At 51.7% G+C, this 19348-nt stretch carries 15 protein-coding genes; 12 read left to right on the top strand and 3 right to left on the bottom strand.

What is annotated here, in order from left to right:
* Positions 1 to 115: 115 nt before the first annotated feature.
* The 3 genes from PHV74_04430 (at position 116) to PHV74_04420 (ending at position 5950) form a co-directional block, all read left to right on the top strand.
* The gene (locus PHV74_04430) at positions 116 to 1537 is read left to right on the top strand and encodes a phosphoglucomutase/phosphomannomutase family protein (protein ID MDD5093613.1); all 1422 of its coding nucleotides are present in this window, start codon (positions 116 to 118) and stop codon (positions 1535 to 1537) included.
* A 328-nt stretch (positions 1538 to 1865) separates the two neighbouring features.
* On the top strand, positions 1866 to 1991 hold the full coding sequence (locus PHV74_04425) for a hypothetical protein (protein ID MDD5093612.1): 126 nt from the start codon (positions 1866 to 1868) through the stop codon (positions 1989 to 1991).
* A gap of 44 nt (positions 1992 to 2035) precedes the next feature.
* A complete protein-coding gene (locus PHV74_04420) occupies positions 2036 to 5950 on the top strand; it encodes a PAS domain S-box protein (GenBank protein ID MDD5093611.1) in 3915 nt (1304 codons plus the stop codon).
* Between the two features lie 96 nt (positions 5951 to 6046).
* Here PHV74_04420 and PHV74_04415 read toward each other — a convergent pair whose 3' ends face one another.
* The gene (locus PHV74_04415; GenBank protein ID MDD5093610.1) at positions 6047 to 6964 is read right to left on the bottom strand and encodes a universal stress protein; all 918 of its coding nucleotides are present in this window, start codon (positions 6962 to 6964) and stop codon (positions 6047 to 6049) included.
* 319 nt (positions 6965 to 7283) lie between these two features.
* Between PHV74_04415 and corA the strand changes: the two genes are divergently transcribed.
* Complete coding sequence (corA, locus tag PHV74_04410) at positions 7284 to 8381, top strand: magnesium/cobalt transporter CorA (GenBank protein MDD5093609.1); 1098 nt, start codon at positions 7284 to 7286, stop codon at positions 8379 to 8381.
* Positions 8382 to 8771: 390 nt separating this feature from the next.
* Here corA and PHV74_04405 read toward each other — a convergent pair whose 3' ends face one another.
* Positions 8772 to 9263 carry a YajQ family cyclic di-GMP-binding protein gene (locus PHV74_04405; GenBank protein MDD5093608.1) on the bottom strand — a complete coding sequence of 164 codons (492 nt, stop codon included), beginning with the start codon at positions 9261 to 9263 and terminating at the stop codon, positions 8772 to 8774.
* A gap of 332 nt (positions 9264 to 9595) precedes the next feature.
* On the opposite strand from PHV74_04405, the gene PHV74_04400 reads away from it, so the two are divergent.
* From PHV74_04400 to PHV74_04385, 4 genes are all read left to right on the top strand, one after another.
* Positions 9596 to 13570, top strand: coding sequence for a PAS domain S-box protein (locus tag PHV74_04400; protein MDD5093607.1), 3975 nt, complete (start codon positions 9596 to 9598; stop codon positions 13568 to 13570).
* A 124-nt stretch (positions 13571 to 13694) separates the two neighbouring features.
* Positions 13695 to 14165, top strand: coding sequence for a response regulator (locus tag PHV74_04395; GenBank protein MDD5093606.1), 471 nt, complete (start codon positions 13695 to 13697; stop codon positions 14163 to 14165).
* Positions 14166 to 14244: 79 nt separating this feature from the next.
* Positions 14245 to 15027, top strand: coding sequence for a hypothetical protein (locus tag PHV74_04390; protein ID MDD5093605.1), 783 nt, complete (start codon positions 14245 to 14247; stop codon positions 15025 to 15027).
* 103 nt (positions 15028 to 15130) lie between these two features.
* A complete protein-coding gene (locus tag PHV74_04385) occupies positions 15131 to 16282 on the top strand; it encodes an acyl-CoA dehydrogenase family protein (GenBank protein MDD5093604.1) in 1152 nt (383 codons plus the stop codon).
* Positions 16283 to 16300: 18 nt separating this feature from the next.
* On the opposite strand, the gene PHV74_04380 is transcribed toward PHV74_04385, so the two are convergent.
* Entirely contained in the window at positions 16301 to 16669 is a 369-nt protein-coding gene (locus PHV74_04380; GenBank protein MDD5093603.1) for a hypothetical protein, read from the bottom strand.
* Between the two features lie 330 nt (positions 16670 to 16999).
* Here PHV74_04380 and senB point away from each other — a divergent pair, with 330 nt between their 5' ends.
* The 4 genes from senB to PHV74_04360 all read left to right on the top strand — a co-directional run.
* Positions 17000 to 17992, top strand: a complete 993-nt coding sequence (gene senB / locus PHV74_04375) for a selenoneine biosynthesis selenosugar synthase SenB (protein ID MDD5093602.1) — start codon at positions 17000 to 17002, stop codon at positions 17990 to 17992.
* A complete protein-coding gene (locus tag PHV74_04370) occupies positions 17958 to 18647 on the top strand; it encodes a polysaccharide deacetylase family protein (protein ID MDD5093601.1) in 690 nt (229 codons plus the stop codon). Before senB ends, PHV74_04370 begins: the two co-directional genes overlap by 35 nt.
* 220 nt (positions 18648 to 18867) lie before the next feature.
* Positions 18868 to 19080: a ferredoxin family protein gene (locus tag PHV74_04365; protein ID MDD5093600.1), complete on the top strand. Its 213-nt coding sequence runs from the start codon at positions 18868 to 18870 to the stop codon at positions 19078 to 19080.
* 7 nt (positions 19081 to 19087) lie between these two features.
* A partial coding sequence (locus tag PHV74_04360) for a 3-methyl-2-oxobutanoate dehydrogenase subunit beta (GenBank protein MDD5093599.1) occupies positions 19088 to 19348 on the top strand: 261 nt, incomplete at its 3' end.

Genomic DNA, 19348 nt, shown 5'->3' with positions numbered 1-19348 from the left:
ATTAGTTAGGGAAGCTCTGATTAAGAGGTGCAGGATACCTCCTGCCGGGGGCCCTGGGTTGATAAGGACTCGACCAGAGGCTCCTTAGTTCAGATGACGCGCCGAGGAGACGAAGATGCAAATCAAATTTGGCACAGACGGATGGAGAGGAATCATCGCCGATGATTTTACGGTGGCCAATGTGCGGTATTGCGCTCAAAGCCTGGCAGACTACCTTCACGCCAAAGGCACCGCATCTCAGGGGCTGGTAATCGGATACGACACGCGCTTTGCTTCCGAACGGTTTGCCGATGCAGCCGCCGAAGTTATCGCCGCCAACGGGATCAAAGTCAGTCTCTGTGCAAAAGCAGTTCCCACCCCTCTGGTGAGCTTTGGCATCGTTCGTCAGAAAGCTGCCGGAGGCATCGTCATCACGGCCAGCCATAATCCGGGGGAATGGAACGGATTCAAGCTCAAGTCTTCCGACGGAGCCAGCGCGCCAACCGAAATGGAACAGGATGTTGAGAAACGCCTGCCTGAGATCATCCGCAAAGACAGGGTGAAGCGAATCGAATTAAAAGAAGCCGTGAGTAATGGGCTGGTCAGTTATCTCGAAATAGACGCCCCTTATGTTCAGCAGATGGGCGAGTTGATCGATATTGAGAGGATTCGCCAGGCCGGCATAAAGATTGCGGTGGATTCCATGTTCGGCGCCGGGATGGGCTATTTCAAAAATATCCTTGCCGGGGGCAAAACTGAGGTGGTTGAGATTCACGGGGAACGTAATCCTTCCTTCCCCGGCTTGAAGCAGCCCGAACCTATTGGCCGCAATCTGGCCGAGCTTTGCGCCTTCGTCCCCAAAACCGGCGCGGACATCGGCCTGGCCACTGATGGAGATGCAGATCGCATCGGTGTGGTGGACGAAAAGGGCAACCCGCTGACCCCTCTGCAGATATTCGCCCTCCTCGCCTTGTATCTTCTGGAGGTGCGCGGCGAACGCGGGGCCATCGTCAAAACACTGACCACCACCAGTATGCTCAACAAACTCGCCGCCATGTATGACGTTCCACTCTATGAGACAAAGGTAGGATTCAAGTACGTTGCCCCGCTCATGCTCCAGCATGATGCCATGATCGGAGGGGAAGAGAGCAGCGGATTCGGTTTTCGCAATCATATCCCGGAACGGGATGGCATCCTCGCCGGGCTCTACCTGCTCGACCTCGTGGCCAGGACGGGCAAGAAACCTTCTGAACTCATCGATTATCTTTACAGCAAGGTGGGACCTCATCACTATGACCGGGTGGATGTGGAATTTCCCGCCGGGGACCGGGAAGCGATCATCCGTCGTCTCAAATCTAATCTACCGGCACGTTTGGGCGGAGTCGAGGTGAAGAAGGTAAATGCCGATGATGGTTTTCATTTCTGCCTGGCCGATGGCTCATGGCTGCTGATCCGCTTCTCCGGCACCGAGCCTCTCCTTAGAATATATGCTGAGGCTCCCAGCCTGGGTCAGGCCGAAAGGATCATCGCTGAAGGAAGAGCTGTCCTGAAAATTTAGAAAACATGAAGGGAACATACGCTCTTTGGTTCATCTTGTATTGGAAGAGAGTTCGAGTGGACAGGCCCAAGCAAATGTGATATACTGAGGTTTCTTTCTCCGTTCTCGCTTGAGGATATCTCCCGGCAGGGAGTCTCCTTTATTACTCAAACCAGAGGTTCCCCAGCCGGCCTGATTATCCCAGATTTTCAAATGAGACAACCGGGAGGCTGCCATTAAAGCAGGGTGAAGAGACGCACAACGTCAAAGGTCACCTGTCTAATAACATACCCCACCAAACCACTCAAAGACCGAATCGATAGCGGAAGCCGAATCCCACCGGGAGGAATTGATCAAGAGCAAGATCGATCACCTCTGCGTGCTTGATCCGGAAAGAAAGATCATTGACGTCAATAAGGCCCTTTTGGGGAAGGACACGTCCGGAAAGAGCAGAAATCGTGGGGAAGAGGTTTGATGAAGCACTCGGCCCATGGGCTGAGCCAGAGGAGGTGGGAAAGAATGAAACCGCCCTTTACCCGCACCAACAAACGTCCGGAGCAACGCCTCTCTGCAGGAGTTGAACACAAGCAAGCAAAGGTGCAAGCGCCCCAAGAGAACGATTCCCTCTACCGCAACCTGGTGGAACTGGCTGATGACGGCATCTGCATCGTTCAGGATGAAATCATCCAATATGCCAATCCTGCTTCGCTCAAGATCCTCGGGTATACCGCCCAAGAGATCCAAGGTACCCTCATAACCCGGTATATCCACCCGGATGCTCTCGGCACAGTGATGGACCGCTACCAAAGAAGAATGTCTGGCGAGGACGTCCCTTCCCGGTATGAGACCATTTTTCTGCACAAAGATGGCCGAAAGGTGCCCGTGGAGATCAACGCCGAAACTATCTCCTTTAGCCACAAGCCCGTCTATCTGGAGTTTGTGCGGGATATAACCGAACGCGAGAGGTTGAGTGCAGACCTCAGAGATTCCCACAGTTTTTTGGAAAGCGTCATCGACAATACCCCTGATCCGATGTGGGTCTCTGACGAAAAGGGAACGGTCATCAGATTAAATCAAGCACTGCGCGATTTCCTGAAGATCACGGATGAGGAGATCGTTGGTAAATATAATGTCCTGCAAGACATACAGGTGAAAGAACAAGGCTTTTTGCCGCTGGTTGAGGACGTTTTTCGCAGCGGAAAAATCGCTCGGTTTGAGATCAACTATGACACAGGAAAAGAAGAACAGGTCAAACTGGAAAAAACTGCACACAGAATCATTGACATCACCATTGCCCCCGTTCTTGACGATCAGGGAGAAACCATCCATGCGATCGCTATTCAAAGAGATATCACCGAGCGCAAGAAAGCAGAGGAGGCTCTGAAAGAAACAGCGCGCCAGAAATCGGCACTACTGGAAAGGTTGAATGAAGCCCAACAAGTTGCCGCTGTTGGAAGCTGGGAGTGGGATTTAGAGACCAATCGCGTCTGGTGGTCCGATGAGACCTATCAGATTTTTGGCGTAAGCCAGCAGGATTACGTTCCGAGCTTCGAAGCCAACGGCAAGTTCATTCATCCCGATGATTTCGCCAGATACGGCCAATCATTCCAGCATTCTTTTGAAACGGGTGAACCATTAGATCTCGATACCCGGCTGGTTTCGGGCGATGGACTGCTGAAACACTGCAATGCCAAAGGGAAGATTATTAGTGATGATTTCGGTAAACCTGTTCGTTTTGCAGGAACGATAGCAGACATCACCGAACGCAAGCGGGCCGAGGAGATGTTCAAGAAGGAGCGCGACACAGCACAACAATATCTGAATATTGCGGGAGTAATCATCGTAGCCATCAACGCTGATGGTAAAGTCACCCTCATCAACAAAAAGGGATGCGAAATACTGGGGTACGAAGAAGCTGAAGTCACAGGCAGGGACTGGTTCGATCATTTCCTGCCTGAACGGATGAAAAACGCAATCAAACGAAACTACTTCCAAAAGATGCTATCTGGGGATATGGTATCAGGCAAGTATGTGGAAAATCCTGTCCTGACCAAAACCGGCCAGGAGAGAATGATTGCCTGGGACAATACCATTCTCCGGGATGAAGCAGACAATATTGTTGGCACCCTCAGTTCCGGTGAGGATATTACCGAAATCAAGCAGGCGATGGAGGAGCTACGGCTGAGCGAGAGCAGAATCGAAAGCATCATCAATACTGCGCCTGCCGGGATCGGGGTGATGATGAACGATACCATCACAGAATTGAACCCCCTTTTATGTGAGATTACTGGCTATTCAAGGAGGGAATTGATCGGGAAGAGTTGCGGATTCTTTTTCCCCACGCAAACGGCTTATGAATCTACAAAACACGAAATTCTCCGCCAAATTACAGCAAAAGGGTTAAGCGCTATCGAGACGGGTTGGCAACTCAAATCGGGTGAACAGATCGACGTGGCTCTGAATTGTGCGCCTCTCGATCCGGGCGATCCATCGCTGGGATTAACGTTCATCGTCATGGATATCACCGAGCGCAAGCTGACGGAACAAGCGCTCCGGCAGAGTGAAGAAAAGCATCGCACTCTGTTCGATACCATGGCTCAGGGAGTTGTCTATCAAAATGCCGCCAGAGAGATCACATCCGCCAATCCAGCCGCGGAAAGAATCCTTGGATTGACCCTGGCCCAAATGAACGGTCTCACTTCGATTGATCCCGGTGCGAAAACCCTCAAAGAAGATGGCACCGATTTCCCCAGAGAGGCTCACCCGGCAAGCGCTTCACTGGAAACCGGTAAACCAGTCAATGACATCGTCATGGGTGTTTTCAATCCGTCTGATGCGCAATACCACTGGATATCCATCAGCGCCGTTCCGCAGTTCAAACCGGGCGAAGACAAGCCCTATCAGGTATTTACTACCTTCACAGATATCACTAGGCGCAAGCAGGCTGAGAAGACGCTGAAGGAGAGCGAGGAGAAGTTCCGCGCCCTCACTGAATATTCGCCTGGCTCAATCGTGCGCGTTGACCGGGGTTGCAGGCACCTGTACGTCAATACTGCCCAGGCAAAAATAACAGGTATTTCGCAAGATGCGTGGATCGGAAAAACCAGCCGTGAATTGGGCATTGCGAAAGATATGTGCACACTATCAGAAAACGCGATCGATGAAGTATTCCGGACCGGAAAAGTTAAACGACTGGAAATATGCCTTCCCAATGGTCGATACTTTGATTCGATTCTGAGCCCGGAATTGGATGCCGAAGGCAAAGTGAAAGCGGTCATTTGTTCCACGCGAGATATCTCCGCACAAAAACAGGTTGAGAATGAACTGAGGCAATCGAGAGAAATGTATCGGGCGGCAACGGAAGCGTTCCCGGATGCCATTGGGATAATAAATCTACAGGGAATTATCACTTACCTATCCCAGCAGGCGGCCAAGGAATTCGGTTATGAGGATGCTGAGGAAATGCTGGGAAAGAATTTCTTAGACTTATTTGCTTCAGCCGAAGGTCATGAAAAGATAGCCCTCGATTTCCAGAAAACTCTGAGAGAAGGCATATCAAGGGATGTAGAATACACTCTCTGGAGAAAAGACGGGACTCCATTCGCCGCTTCAATCAGCGCCTCCGTGATCAGAGACGATTCCGGCATGCCGACCAGCATTATTGGGTGCACCAGGGACATCACCGACCGAAAACGGGCGGAACAGGAAACGGCCCGGGCCAGGGCGCTTGAAGGACTCGACTTGATGAAGACAGCTCTCCTGGCCAGTGTTTCCCATGAACTCAGAACACCCCTTACTTCCATCAAAGGATTGGCCAGCACCCTCCTTCAACCCGATGTAACCTGGGACCTTCAGACACAGCAGGAATTCCTCCACGACATCGAGCAGGCTGCCAATGGGCTGACTTACATCGTGGGTGATCTGATCGATATGTCTCAACTGGAAGCAGGCACGATGAGAATGGAAAACGTGCCCAGCAAGATACCCACTATTCTGAATCAGATTCACCACCAGTTGATCACGGCAGCCCGAAAACACACCCTTGAAATCAAAGCAGCATCGGACCTTCCCCTCATCAATTGCGACGAGATCCGCATCGGGCAGGTGATCACAAACCTGATTTCCAATGCCGCCTCCTATTCCGAGGAGGGAACAACGATCACCCTGGAAGCAAAGCACATCGGCGAAAATATTGAGGTCAGCGTGACCGATCAGGGGATCGGCATTGCCGAAAACGAACTGGGAAGGGTGTTTGACCGATTCTACCGTTTGGAGACCGGGGTGACGCGCCGGAGGGGAGGAAGCGGATTGGGACTATCGATCAGCAAAGGAATCATCGAGAGTCACGGCGGTAACATTTGGGTTCAGAGCCAGGAAGGAAAAGGCTCCCGATTCAACTTTACCCTGCCCGTATCCAAAATGACCAAAACATAGCTACATGCAGAGACTTCTGAATTCCAGGCTTCCCGCCTGATCAATTCCGGTGATAGTTGATTCCCATCCTACCGTACCGGCTGAAAAATGCAGCCGCTATTTCTCTGATGGCCTCACCATGAGCACTGAGCTTCTGGTGTACTTGGCCACCCTCTGAGCCACACCCCCCAGCAGAAACGACTCGATTCCACTCAGACCCTTCGCCCCGATCACGGTCAAATCGGGATTAAACCTCTCCGCTGCCGCCAGTATCTCCTGAGCAGGATCGCCCCTCAACACCATGGGGAGAGCTTCATAATTCTTCTGCTGGAGCTCCTTTTTGGTCCTTTCCAATAGATTCTGGGCTTCTCTCTCCTCGGCTGCTTGGAGCTCCGCCAGTATCTCCTGATTGGCTTCAATATCTAAACTCTGCATCTTCAGATAGGCGGCAACATGAGACTGGAGAGCCGTCACAACGAATATAATCTGGCTTCTGCTTCGGGGCAATGGAAGATCAATGAGAAAACGTGTTGCTTCATTGGAGTACGTGGAGCCGTCTGTGGCCAACAGGACTCGCCTGAAATCAGAGGGCTCCTCTTTGACCATCAGTACGCTGCATTCTGCGTATCTCATTATCCTCTGGGCGATGTCTCCCAGGGGAGAGAGCGGAGATGCAGCAAAACCTTTAGCGCCGATCAAGATCAGGCCGGCTCTCAAATCGTGAGCAGCCTCCAGTATCTGCTCGGCAGGTTTTCCCCATCTAACCTGGGTATCGATCTTGAGACTGGCCGGTTGCAGTTTTTCCACTGTCTCCCACATCAATTCGGCCGCCTTCTGCTCCTGCGCCTTGCGAGCAAGCTTTCCGGCCTTAGGCCCGCCTTTCAACATATCGAGTTTTATCCCCCCCAGAAAGGTCTGCTCAGGCACGACGGTCATTGCCGTGACTTCTGTATGAGAGGGAAGCTGTAATGCCTTTAGCATCTTGATGCCCATTTCGGAATAAGAAGACCCATCGATGGCTAGAATAACTCTCATGTCTTTCCCCTCTCACACTCTGAGATCACAAGTCCGGTTGTTGATGTACAGGATTGTAAAGAAACCTGGCCAACGTGTCAAGAAAACATCCAGTGCGCCGAGTCAACATTCCTGTCTCCGCTCAAAGATTCCAGTCTCCCATTCTTCCCTAATCCAAAAATAGGCCTGAAATAATCAACAGAATCGTGGCATTTGGATGGTGAAGGAAGTAGAATATCTCATGAGGCGTTACGTCTCAGACATGCCCACACCAACCAGCTGATCAGTGAGCCTAAATCGGGGAGTGACCGGCTGACCTTTCAAATCATGGAGGTGAAACATGCCGTTTGAAGCATATTATCTGAGCCCTGAAAATGATTTGAAGTATCATCTGAGTGAGACGGATGTCAAGTCTATTTTTGAGTCCAAACAGGGCCTGCTCTGGGTGGATATCAGCGCCACCACACCTGAGGACGGGGAATTCCTGAAACGCACATTCGATTTCCACCATCTGGCGATCGAAAATTGTGTTGACCCTCGGATATTCCCTCCCAAGGTCGACGACTTTGGGGATTACCTCTTTGTCATCGTCCATGGCATAAATCATGCAGCCGAATCAGACATTGTGGAGACAGCGGAACTGGAAATTTTCCTCGGCCGTCACTTTGTGGTGAGCAATCACAGCGCCCCTCTCTACAGCGTGGAATCCATCAAGCATTTGGTGGAAGAAGCTGATGATCGTCCCATGAGAAAAGGGGCGGATTTTCTCGTTCATGCGCTCATTGATACACTGGTGGATAATGTCTTGCCCACCATCGACCGCATGAGTGACAGGGCAGAGGAGATCGAGGAATCTGTGATTCAAAACCCTCAGCCCTCGATTCTGGAGGCCATCATGCAACTCAAGCGGTCAACACAGCGCTTGCATCGGGTTATGGCTCTCCAGCGAGAGACCATTGGCCGACTGAGCAGGGGCGAATTCCGCATTATCGCACCGGAAGCCCAGATATTCTATCGGGATATATACGACCACATGGTGCGCATCGAAGAGTGGAACCAGATCCTAAGAGACAGGGCTGATAATGCTCTCTCAACCTACTTATCTTCGGTGGCAAATCGGCAGAATGAAACGATGAGGGTACTCTCTATTGTGGCCACTATTTTCATGCCTCTCACACTTCTGGCCGGAATATATGGGATGAACTTTGAGCATATGCCGGAATTAGGTGTAGATTGGGCCTATTTTGCCGTCATTGGATTTATGGGGTTGGCCGGGATGGTGGCCCTTTGGTTTTTCTGGGCGCGGACGTGGCTCGGCCGCCGACGCTGGCAGGTCACCAATGTAAAGCCTTTCAAGGTTGATCCACATAAGATCATCGGTTATGCTCCCGCCATGGATCACATCAAGCGATGGCAGAAGGACTTGTTGGGCAACTGACTCCAGCCCGGAGATGAGCCAAACAATCGCTTGCAGTCTGTGGCAGATAGACCAACTAATGAGGAGGACATTGACCTTGTGTGGGATATGAAAAGAGGGTTCCTTTTCAGGAACCCTCTAATAAGCCTTGCTGGGGGGCCTGCCTCCGGGATTTGCTTCCGGATTCGGCTGGCCTTCCGAGGGACGGGCTCGGCCGTTAGATGAAACTCTCAGGCCGACCCAACTTCCACCCCCTGCCTGTCAGACAGGGCCACTTCCGGATACTTCCACCCGCCATACCACTTGAAAAGCTTCATCTCACACCTCCTCGTTGTCGGCGCCAACCCCACTTTTCTTGCCCGCATTATACCATTTTCAGGCGCAACGGTCAATCTACAGCATGTTCGCGTGTCAGCTCTTCATATTGATGAACTGCAGAGGAATATCGTAATCCTGCTCCCGGAGAAGCTGCATGATCTCCTGGAGATCGTCAATTTTCTTGCCGGTGAACCTGACACGGTCGTCTTGAATAGCCGGCTGGACCTTGATCTTCGTCCCCTTGATGAGTTTGACAATCTTCTGGCAGGTCAATTTGGGAATGCCCTCCTTGATCTGGATATTCCTTTTGGCTGCCCCCTGTGAGCTGGGCTCGATCTCTTTGATGTCCAGGCACTTGAGGTCCACTTTGAACCGGATGCATTGATCCAGCAGCATGTCGGTGACCGACTGGACTTTCCCTTCATCTCCGGTAAGAACATGAATGGTCTTCTCTTTTCGGTCGAGAGTGATCTCAGTTTTGATGCTTCTGAAATCAAACCGCGTGGATATCTCCCGCTTTAAATTATTGACCGCATTGTCCATTGCCTGCATGTCTACCATACTGACTACATCTACTGACGGCATCTTTCCCTCCCTCGCGGCGACGATTTCCCCAGGTTATTGTACCACTTCAGGGGTTGGAGTTGCCGAGACTTGGGATTGACAGACCAAAGCCTAAACGAGGTAATCCGCTGATTCATGAGTATGCACCCAGAAAAATTGCTGGATTTCATGCATGAAAGATGCGGGCATTTCAACTGTACAGTCCACATGTAAGTCAACTAAACTCAGTTAGTCTCCGATAATCCGGATTCTCAGATGAGGCAACCGGAGGCTAACATCCGGGCGAAGTGGAGAGGCGCATAGCACTCAGGATCACCTTTCAGGAGTCCGACTCAAAAGCGCGCGAGGAATAAATGAAGTCAGCTCTGATTCTTGTGGTTGAAGACGATTCTGCCATCGCGGAAGACCTCCAGGATCGGCTCAAACGCATGGGTCATGACACCCTGGTGGCCCATACCGGCGAGGATGCCGTCCGGTATGCCGGAGAAATCACCCCGGACCTGCTGCTCGTGGATATCGATCTGCAAGGCAACATCGATGCAGTAGATACTGCCGCGTACATCAGCAATCGATGGAATATTCCTCTGATCTACCTGACGGACTATTCGGACGCGACCAATCTGGAAGGAGCCAAAGCCACCAGTCCACTGGCATACCTCACCAAACCCCTCAAAGACCGTGAACTGCAGACCAACATTGGAATGGCTCTCCACCGACATCGAATCGGGACCCTATTAGAAGCAAATGCGGAAAAATACAAGGCCATTTTTGAGAACGCCCGGGATGTCATCTACTGTCTCGATGAACAGGGCATAATCGTTGATGTCAGCAATGCGATAGAGAACACCTTGGGTTACAGAAAAGCGGAGGTGCTGGGAAAGCATTTCGCCGACACGCAATCGATTGTCCCCGAAATGAGAGAACAGCTGATTGGCCTCTACGGCAAAATTCTTTCCAGCGAACTCAATCAGCCGGTCTACTCGGAAGCTATCCACAAAGATGGCCACCGCATTCTCGTCGAGGCGGACCACGATCCTATCACGCTTGAAAACGGCAAACGAGGCATTCTCGTTATCACTAGAGATATCACCAAGCATGAAGAGATAGAACAGGCGATACGTGAGAAGAACCATCTTCTCCATGCCCAGAATGAGCAACTTCGCGCCATCGAAGAGGACCTCAAATCAAGGATCGATGAAATAGCAGAAGCCAAATCCTACAGCGAGGGATTGCTCGGGAGCATGACCGACGGCCTCTGCGTGGTTGATCTTAAAGGAACGCTGATTGATGTCAATGACGCCTACTTGAAACTGTTGGGTTTCTCTAAAAGAGAAGATGTTGTGGGACTTCAGGCACTACAAGTGCTGAGTGTGGTGGCCGATCCGGCTGAGGTGGAGAAGGCTTCTGCCAGTTTGCAGAAATGCTTTGCGGGCCTACAGATGAGTTATCACGAGATGGCCTTCACGCCCATGGGCAGCGACCCCGTGGTAACGTCCAATTCAAGCAATGTAGTCAGAGATGCCACAGGCGCGCCAAGGTTGATATTTGGCGTGATGAGAGACATCACCGAAAAAAAACGAGTGGAGATGCTGGCTGATATGCAACTCCGCCTTTCCCAGGCCTTGTCTGCTACCAACAAGCTTGATGAAGGTCTTAGACTCAGCCTTGACACAGTTCTCAAAGTCTCTGAAATGGATTCAGGAGGGATATACCTGGTTGATGAGAGTTCTGGAGGACTGAGGCTGGAATGCCACTGCGGATTGTCAGCCGATTTCATCTCCAGCGTCTCCTACCATGAGCCCAACTCTCCGAGTACTCTACTCGTGATGGACGCCATGCCCCTGTATACCAACTACATGAATCTGGGCATTCCTCTGGATGATGTCAGAAAACGTGAGGGCCTGCAGGCCAGTGCGATTCTTCCGGTTGTCCACAATCACCGGGTAATAGCCTGTATCAACGTGGCCTCCCACTCAAAGAATGAAGTCCCCGCCCTTGTGCGCAACGCGCTGGAGCAGATCGCCAGCCAGATAGGAGAAAGCATTTCCCGATTGAAGGCACAAGATGCGCTGTATGAGAGCGAGGAGCGATACCGTCGCTTGGCCGAAAACGCCACCGATGTGATCTGGACGATGGACATGAATCTCCGATTTACCTACAACAGTCCTTCGGTTACCCGAATCTACGGATATTCTGTCGAAGAATCAATGGCCCATTCACTGAAAGACATCTTTACACCTGAATCGCGGGGAATGGTGACAAACCTTTTCCAGAGCGAGCTGCAACTTGAGCTGAACGAACCTGAAGAGGTGCTACGCTCTATACAATTCGAAGCTGAACAATACCGCAAGGACGGTTCGACCATCTGGACCCATTCTCATGCCAGATTCCTGCGAGGTTCCGACGGCAAGCCTGCAGGGATCATCGGAGTAACACGTGACATAACCGAACGCAAACGGCTTGAGAATGCGCTACGTCAAAGCGATGAGCTCTATCGCGCACTGGCAGACAACAGTCTACTCGGTATTGCCGTAATGGACGCGGAATACAAGATTATCACCGTGAATGCTACGTTTGCCAGCCTGTTCCAGAAACCGGCCGACGATTTTACGGGCAAGTACTGTTTCAACGAGTTCGAGAAGCGCTCAGCCATCTGTTCGCATTGTCCCGGAGCACGGGCTATGGCTTCAGGGAGAACAGCGGAGGTCGAAACCCAGGGGATACGAGACGACGGCAGCTGTTTCTACGCCAGGAACCGTGCCGTTCCGGTCTTCGGGCCGGATGGCACGGTGTCTGGATTCATCGAGATAGTCGAAGACATCGATAAACAGAAGCGTGCGGAGATAGCACTGCGCGAGAGCGAGGAGAAGTTCCGTGCGCTCGCTGAATATTCGCCTGATACAATCGTGCGCGTTGACCGGAACTACAGGCTTTTGTACACGAATGCGGCCCAGGCAAATTGGACAGGCATTCCTCAAGATGAATGGATCGGTAAAACCAGCCGTGAATTAGGCTTGTCGGAGGAAATGTGCCAGCTAGGTGAAAACGCAATCGATGAAGTGTTTCTGACTGGAAAAGCCAAACGTCTGGAATTCAGCTTTCCCGATGGCCGATGTTTCGATTCGATTCTGAGGCCGGAATTGGATACCGAAGGCAACGTGAAAGCGATCATTTGTTCCTCACGGGATATCAGCGCACAAAAGCAGATTGAGAATGAACTGAGGCAATCGAGGGAAACATATCGGGTTGCAGCGGAAGCATTCCCGGATGCCATAGGCATAATGGATCTGCAGGGAACTCTCACTTACGTATCCCAGCAAGCAATCAGTATGTTCGGTTATCAGAATGCTGAGGAAATGATGGGGAGAAGCTTCGCAGATTTTGTGGCCACAACTGAAAGCCAGGAAGAGATGGCTCTCCGTTTTCAAAAAACCTTAGCAGAAGGCATTTCAAAGGACGTAGCGTTTACTCTCGCGAAGAAAGACGGCACTCGATTTGCCGCTTCAATTAGCGCGGCCGTGATCAGAGATGCCTCCGGCACGCCGACCCGCATTATTGGCTTCACCAAGGACATCACCGACCGAAAACGGGCGGAACTGGAAGAGGCCCGGGCCAAGGCACTGGAAGAACTCGACCGGATGAAGACGGCTCTTCTGGCCAGTGTTTCCCATGAACTCAGAACACCCCTCACTTCCATAAAAGGCCTGGCCAGCACCCTCGTTCAACCCGATGTAACCTGGGACCTTCAGACACAGCATGAATTCCTCTATGAGATCGACCAGGCTGCCAACCGGCTGACCTACATCGTGAGTGATCTGATTGATATGTCTCAACTGGAAGCAGGCACGATGAGAATGGAAAATGTGCCCGGCAAGATATCCACTATTCTGAATCAGATTAACCGCCAGTTGACCACGGCATCTCAGAAGCACAAGTTCGAAATCGAAGCAGCATCGGACCTCCCCATGATCAATTGCGACACGGTCCGCATCGGGCAGGTGATCACAAACCTGGTTTCCAACGCCGCCTCCTATTCCGACGAGGGAACAACGATCACCCTGGAAGCAAGGCACGTCGGCGAAAATATTGAGATCAGCGTGACCGATCAGGGGATCGGCATTTCCAATAACGAACTTGAGAGAGTATTTGACCGGTTCTACCGTTTGGAGACCGGGGTGACGCGCCGGAGGGGAGGAAGCGGATTGGGACTATCGATCTGCAAAGGAATCATCGAGCGTCACGGAGGCAAGATTTGGGCAGAGAGCCAAGAAGGCAAGGGCTCCCAATTTACTTTCACCCTGCCCATCTCCAAAATGTCCGAACCGTAGATACATGTGGAGACTTCTGATTGAATGGTGCGGGAGGTGCTGTCCGCCTACCAGGAGATTTGTCCGGGGGGTTGACCGTCATTCAATCAGACATCCCCAGCAATATTGAAAGGGATTGGAAATTATGGACCACAGACGTGTTCTTGTAGTGGATGATGACCCCGTCATCCTCAGATTTGTCAGCGCAAATCTGAGAGCGCGCGGTTTCAATGTGGTAACCGCTACCGAAGGGGAATCGGCCCTCAAAACGATGGCAAGCGCTCCGCCCGATCTGATAATACTGGATATCATGATGCCTGGATTTGATGGCATTGAAGTGTGCCGGCGCATTCGCGAACACTCGCGGGTACCGGTCATGATAATGTCTGCAAGAGCGGAGATTGCCAGTCAAGTGTCGGCAACGCTTTATGTCGCCAATGATTACCTCTGCAAGCCATTCGCCATAGAGGAATTACTGTCCCACGTGCGGGCGTTGCTCCACATTGGGGACGGCAAGGAAAACCGCCCTGAAGCCAAGCATACCGGTAACTCTGTTTTGCCGTTACAACAGCCTGCCCACAGTCGCACAAGTCACCAGGTATTCGATATATCTTGACCCTGTGCATACGCCGGACGTTTCAACGACAGAGTGCAATGATCATCTGCATTTCATAGTTGCTGAAGGAAGAGCGCCAATGAATCCGAATGAAGTCGCACATGTTGTGATCGTCCCTCCCGGTAAGCTTGAAACTGCGTTAATACAGCAAGCAGCAGATGTCATTGGAAAAGACCCTTATGGAACAAGACTGCTCCTGGCGGGGAAGGTTCCGAGGATAATTGCCCATTATGACAACATGCAAGCAGCCGAAGTAGTCGCCCAGCGCCTCAGGAGTTTGGACCTCATAGCACTTGTATGCAATGATTCAGAGCTTCGAAAACCTTATCAAGGCTGCAGAGCCATTACTCTGTCATTTGAGGATCAGGCCATTGTTTTCCGCAGTAAAAACGGCCAAGGCAGGAGAATGGCATCGAAAGACTTGTTCCTCATTCTCAAGGGTAACATACAAACCGAGATAGAGACCGAGTCAACGACGGAGGATAGGAAGCTCAATCTCCGGGCAACTCTCCTGACCGGCGGTATTCCGATTTTCCGCAAGGTGCAAATGAAAACCAGGGACAAGTCTGTTCGAACAGAAGGATTTGCCCGGTTTTACGGATCGACTTCTCATGAGCCCAGTGTGGAGATTCTGCAGTACGACTTCGACTATTCGATCATGGGGCCAGATATTTCCCTCTCCTCTATGATAAACTTCAACCATCTCGTTACCAAAATCGAAGCGAAATTTCCAAATACAATTGTAGACGAAACTTTGATGCGTCCTTTCACGGCAGATATACCCGTGGCTACACCCAAAGAAAACCTTGATATCAACTGTAGGTTGCTCTGCCTAAAGTATCAAGCCCTTGTCGAGAAGTGAAAAATCACCCTTAGCGTTCCCCTTTAGAAAGGCGGCTGTTTCCAAGACAGGCCATCGTTGCTATAATCTTTCCGGGTAATTAATCGCAGGGGAGTTATTGATCGTGTCATTTACCTTTACCGAGGTTCAGAATACATACAGGCGCGAGGTCAGACGGTTCGTGGAAAAGGAGATGGCTCCCGTAGCCACAGGACTGGCAAAGCTGAACTATCTCCCCATCGAAGTCCGCAGGAAGATAGCAGAGGGCGGGTTCTACGGCATCAACATGCCGGAAAAGTACGGCGGTCAGCCCGCTGATTGGGTGAGCATGGGTATTGCCGTAGAGGAATTCAGCCGGTTGAACATCATGCTCGGGCCTCATTTGACCCATATCATCGGAACCAGCCTCTTCCTGCTATCGCACGGATCGGAGGAAATAAAGGAAACCTGGCTTCGGGGGTTGATCAGCGGGAAGATAATGGTTTGCCATGCGCTCACAGAGCCCGGCTGCGGCTCGGACGCGGCAGCCATCAAAATCAAGGCCGAGAGGCGGGATGACGTTTATGTCCTAAATGGCGAAAAAACCTCGGTCACTCTGGGAATGCAATCGGACATCGCTCTGGTTTTTGCCAAGACGGATGCCGAAGCCGGCGTGCGCGGGGTGACGGCATTCATCGTGCCTCTGGAACTGCCCGGCATATCCAGATCGGCCTTTGACGACCTGGGCTGGCACTGGGCAGGGCGCGCTTCCATCTTTTTCGATGACGTGGAGGTTCCGGCAAAATTCCGCCTGGGAAAGGAAGGCCAGGGATTCTACATCACCATGGGACAATTCGACTTCATGCGCATCGGCCTGTCATTGGGATGCATCTCATCGGCTCAGGTCTCCATAGAGGAAGCCGTTAATTTTGCCCGGCAGCGTATGGCCTTTGGGAGACCCCTGGCTAAGTTCGAAGGGATTTCCTTCAAAATCGCCGAGCATGCCACCATTCTGGAGGCGGCACGCCTGCTTTGCTATCACGCCTTCAGCCTCAAAGACCAGGGAATGGACCACATCAAGGAATCGGCCATGTGCAAATGGTGGTGCCCCAAAATTGCGGTAGAAGCCATCCACGATGCCATGCTGATTCACGGCCATGTGGGATATACGCGGGAATACCCTCTTGAGGGTCGGCTGCGGGATGCCATAGGATTTGAGACAGGGGACGGCACTGCTGAAATCATGAAGATCATCATCGCCCGCGAGATCATCGGGGCGGATTTTCTTCCCTATTAACGGGTGGGGATGTTTTGGTCACCTGGTTGAAAGTCCCGCCACCATGGCAAGTAAGGCCGCCAAGCCAAGGATAGCCACCAGGGCATCCTCGTTTGCCGTCCTGCGCGCTTCCGCTTCTTCCATTTTGAGAACCTTGATCAGTTCTCTCGCTTCAAGATACCCGATGGTATCTGCCTCAAGTTTATCGATCAGGTACTGCTTTCGATGTGACACAACTGAGTTGGGCAAGACACCCTTCTGAAGATAGTTGTTCATCAACTCCTCTTTCCGAAGGACTATCAGAGGAGCGATATATCGATGTGTGTCGTTTGACCGGGTATTAAGCCGATAGAACCATACAGCAGCGACAGCGCCGAACACCAGGACAAGTATAACACCCAGCTCCATAACGATCTCCTGAGCTTAGATTAACTGATGAGTTTCCTCACCAAACCCCGTGCTGCCCATCTGTTGATCCTGCATTATCATTTCAGATTCTAATACATACCCCAGCAGATTTCTATAGCATACGGCGCTCGTTTATCGAACATTAACCGAAACTCTACCAAATGTTTACATTCCTTGCCAACGCCCTGGCGGTAAAGCAAGTCATCAGAGACCTCCCGACTCTCAAAGTGATAGAATAGATACTGTGTGACCTGATATCAAAATCGGGAATTATGCAGAGATCAACAGAGACGTTCTTTCCAGGAGAAGTGCCTGCCAAGAGGATACGCCATGAATATTCGCTTTCTTGTGCCCTCGACATCGACGATGACGAACGGCAACATCATTACCAGCCAGAGATGGAGTTCCCTTCTGAGCACACTGGGGCACCATGTGATCACCGGACGGGATACCTACGACGAACCCTGCGATATCGTAGTAGCATTCAATGCCTACAAGACCTACCATCAGGTCATGGACATACGGCGGCGCAGGGGGGATATCCCCGTCATCATTTGCCTCACGGGTACAGACATCTATCAGGACCTGCCAAGAGAACCCCTCAAAAAAGAGGTGCTGAACCTGGCAGACCAGTTGGTGGTATTGCAACCAACAATAATTGATCTACTGCCATCGCCTGTCCGGAGCAAAACAATGGTCATTTATCAATCGGCCGTTCGCCCATCCATCGAGCCTGATAAGTCGACCAGTCACTTCGATGTATGCGTGATCGGCCATTTGCGCGAGGTGAAAGATCCGCTTCGAACGGCAAAGGCAGCCCGACTCTTACCACTTCGCTCCAGGATCAGGGTTCTCCACATCGGCAAAGCGCTATCCGATGATTTCGGGCGCGCTGCTGCGCTTGAAGTTGAGCAGAACCCGCGCTATCATTGGCTCGGGGAAAAGTCGAAGGAGGAAACAGAGCGAATCCTTCTGAATAGCCATCTTCTGGCGCTGACTTCGCTTTCGGAAGGCGGCGCAAATGTGATTTCCGAAGCCGTTGTTTCAGGTGTACCGGTCATTGCGAGCGATATCCCGTGCGTGCAGGGGCTGCTTGGCAACGACTATCCGGGCCTTTTTCCTCCCGGTGACACTCACAAACTGGCTAATCTCCTCCTGCAGGCTGAGTCCGACAAAGAGTATTACGCCGAGTTGCTCTACCGATGCAATAAGCAAGCATACAAGTTTGATCCGGCGCTGGAAAGAGAACAGCTCCGTATTCTGATCGAAAAAGTCGGAGGCAGTGGATTTGGGAAAGAAAATCCCGATACTCTCATATCATAAAGTGGACGAGGCGGCTCCCACCAGGCATTGGATGACCACATCGGAATTCGATGCCCAGATGTCTGCTCTGCATTCCTATGGCTTCAGAGCAGTTACACTGGAGGATATCCGGCAACACGTTCGGGGGGAAAAGGGCCTTCCGGAAGAACCGATATGCCTCACCTTCGACGATGGCTACCGCAATTTCTATACCAGCGCTTACCCCATCCTGAAGAAGTACGCCTTTGTGGCCACCGTCTTTCTGCCAACGGACTATATCGGAACTGAAGTCAGGCGCATGAACGACTGGGACCGTTCTCCTGAGGAACTGGCTTTCCCGACTCCCCACATGGTCTGGCCTGAAGTGGAAGAGCTGCATCGGGGCGGCATACTGATCGGAGCACACACCCAAACGCATCCCGATCTTGCTGAAATGCTCAAGTCTGAACCGTCGCGGGTCGCCTCGGAAATCATTGCGAGCAAAAGGGAAATCGAATCGAGGCTGGATGTCCCGGTTCATTTCATGGCCTATCCATACAAATCGTCAAACGAGGCGCTTGAGGAACTGGTGCACGAGGCAGGTTTCCACGGCGCGGTGATCGATAATGGAAACATATTCGATACTGCAACCGACAATTGGTTTCGGATGAACCGGATCGCGATTCTCTCCAGGTGACACTACCAATCTCTTCATCTCCGGAAAATAATCGCGGCTGACGCATCGGGAACTCCCGATCGCTGGTGAGGGAACTTTTCACCATTTTGGGGAATGTTTGTTTTTGAGTTGGCGTTACGCATCGTTTATTGATATACTAACCGTTGGTTTGCTCGGTTAAACCGATTCACTTGCCGGTGGAGTGAGCCCGGCATATCACTTCAAAAAGACAGAGGTTGGCATGGCAAAAGGGTATATCGAGATCGATCGGGAGATGTGCAAGGGATGCCGGATTTGCATTGCCTTCTGTCCCCAGAGCTCGATCTCTCTCTCCGATCAGATGAATTCCAATAGTTACCTGCCGGCTCAGTTGAACGAGAGCCACCAATGCACGGGCTGTGCTATCTGCGCCACAGTGTGCCCGGATATCGCCATCGAGGTGTACCGTGACTAAGATTTTGATGGATGGGAACAGCGCCATCGGGGAAGCGGCCATCCGAGCCGGATGCACCAGCTATTTCGGTTACCCGATCACCCCTCAAAATGAGCTGACGGAGTACATGGCTACCAACTTGCCCAAGAGGAAAGGGTGCACCTTCATCCAGGCGGAAAGCGAACTCTCGGCCATCAATATGGTTTATGGCGCGAGCTTGGCGGGAGTGAGGACAATGACATCCTCTTCCAGCCCGGGAATCAGCCTGAAGCAGGAAGGCATCTCCTAT

The organism is Dehalococcoidia bacterium (genome assembly GCA_028711995.1).
Classification (GTDB): Bacteria; Chloroflexota; Dehalococcoidia; order SZUA-161; family SpSt-899; genus JAQTRE01.
This window is presented reverse-complemented; position numbering and strand designations above follow the sequence as displayed.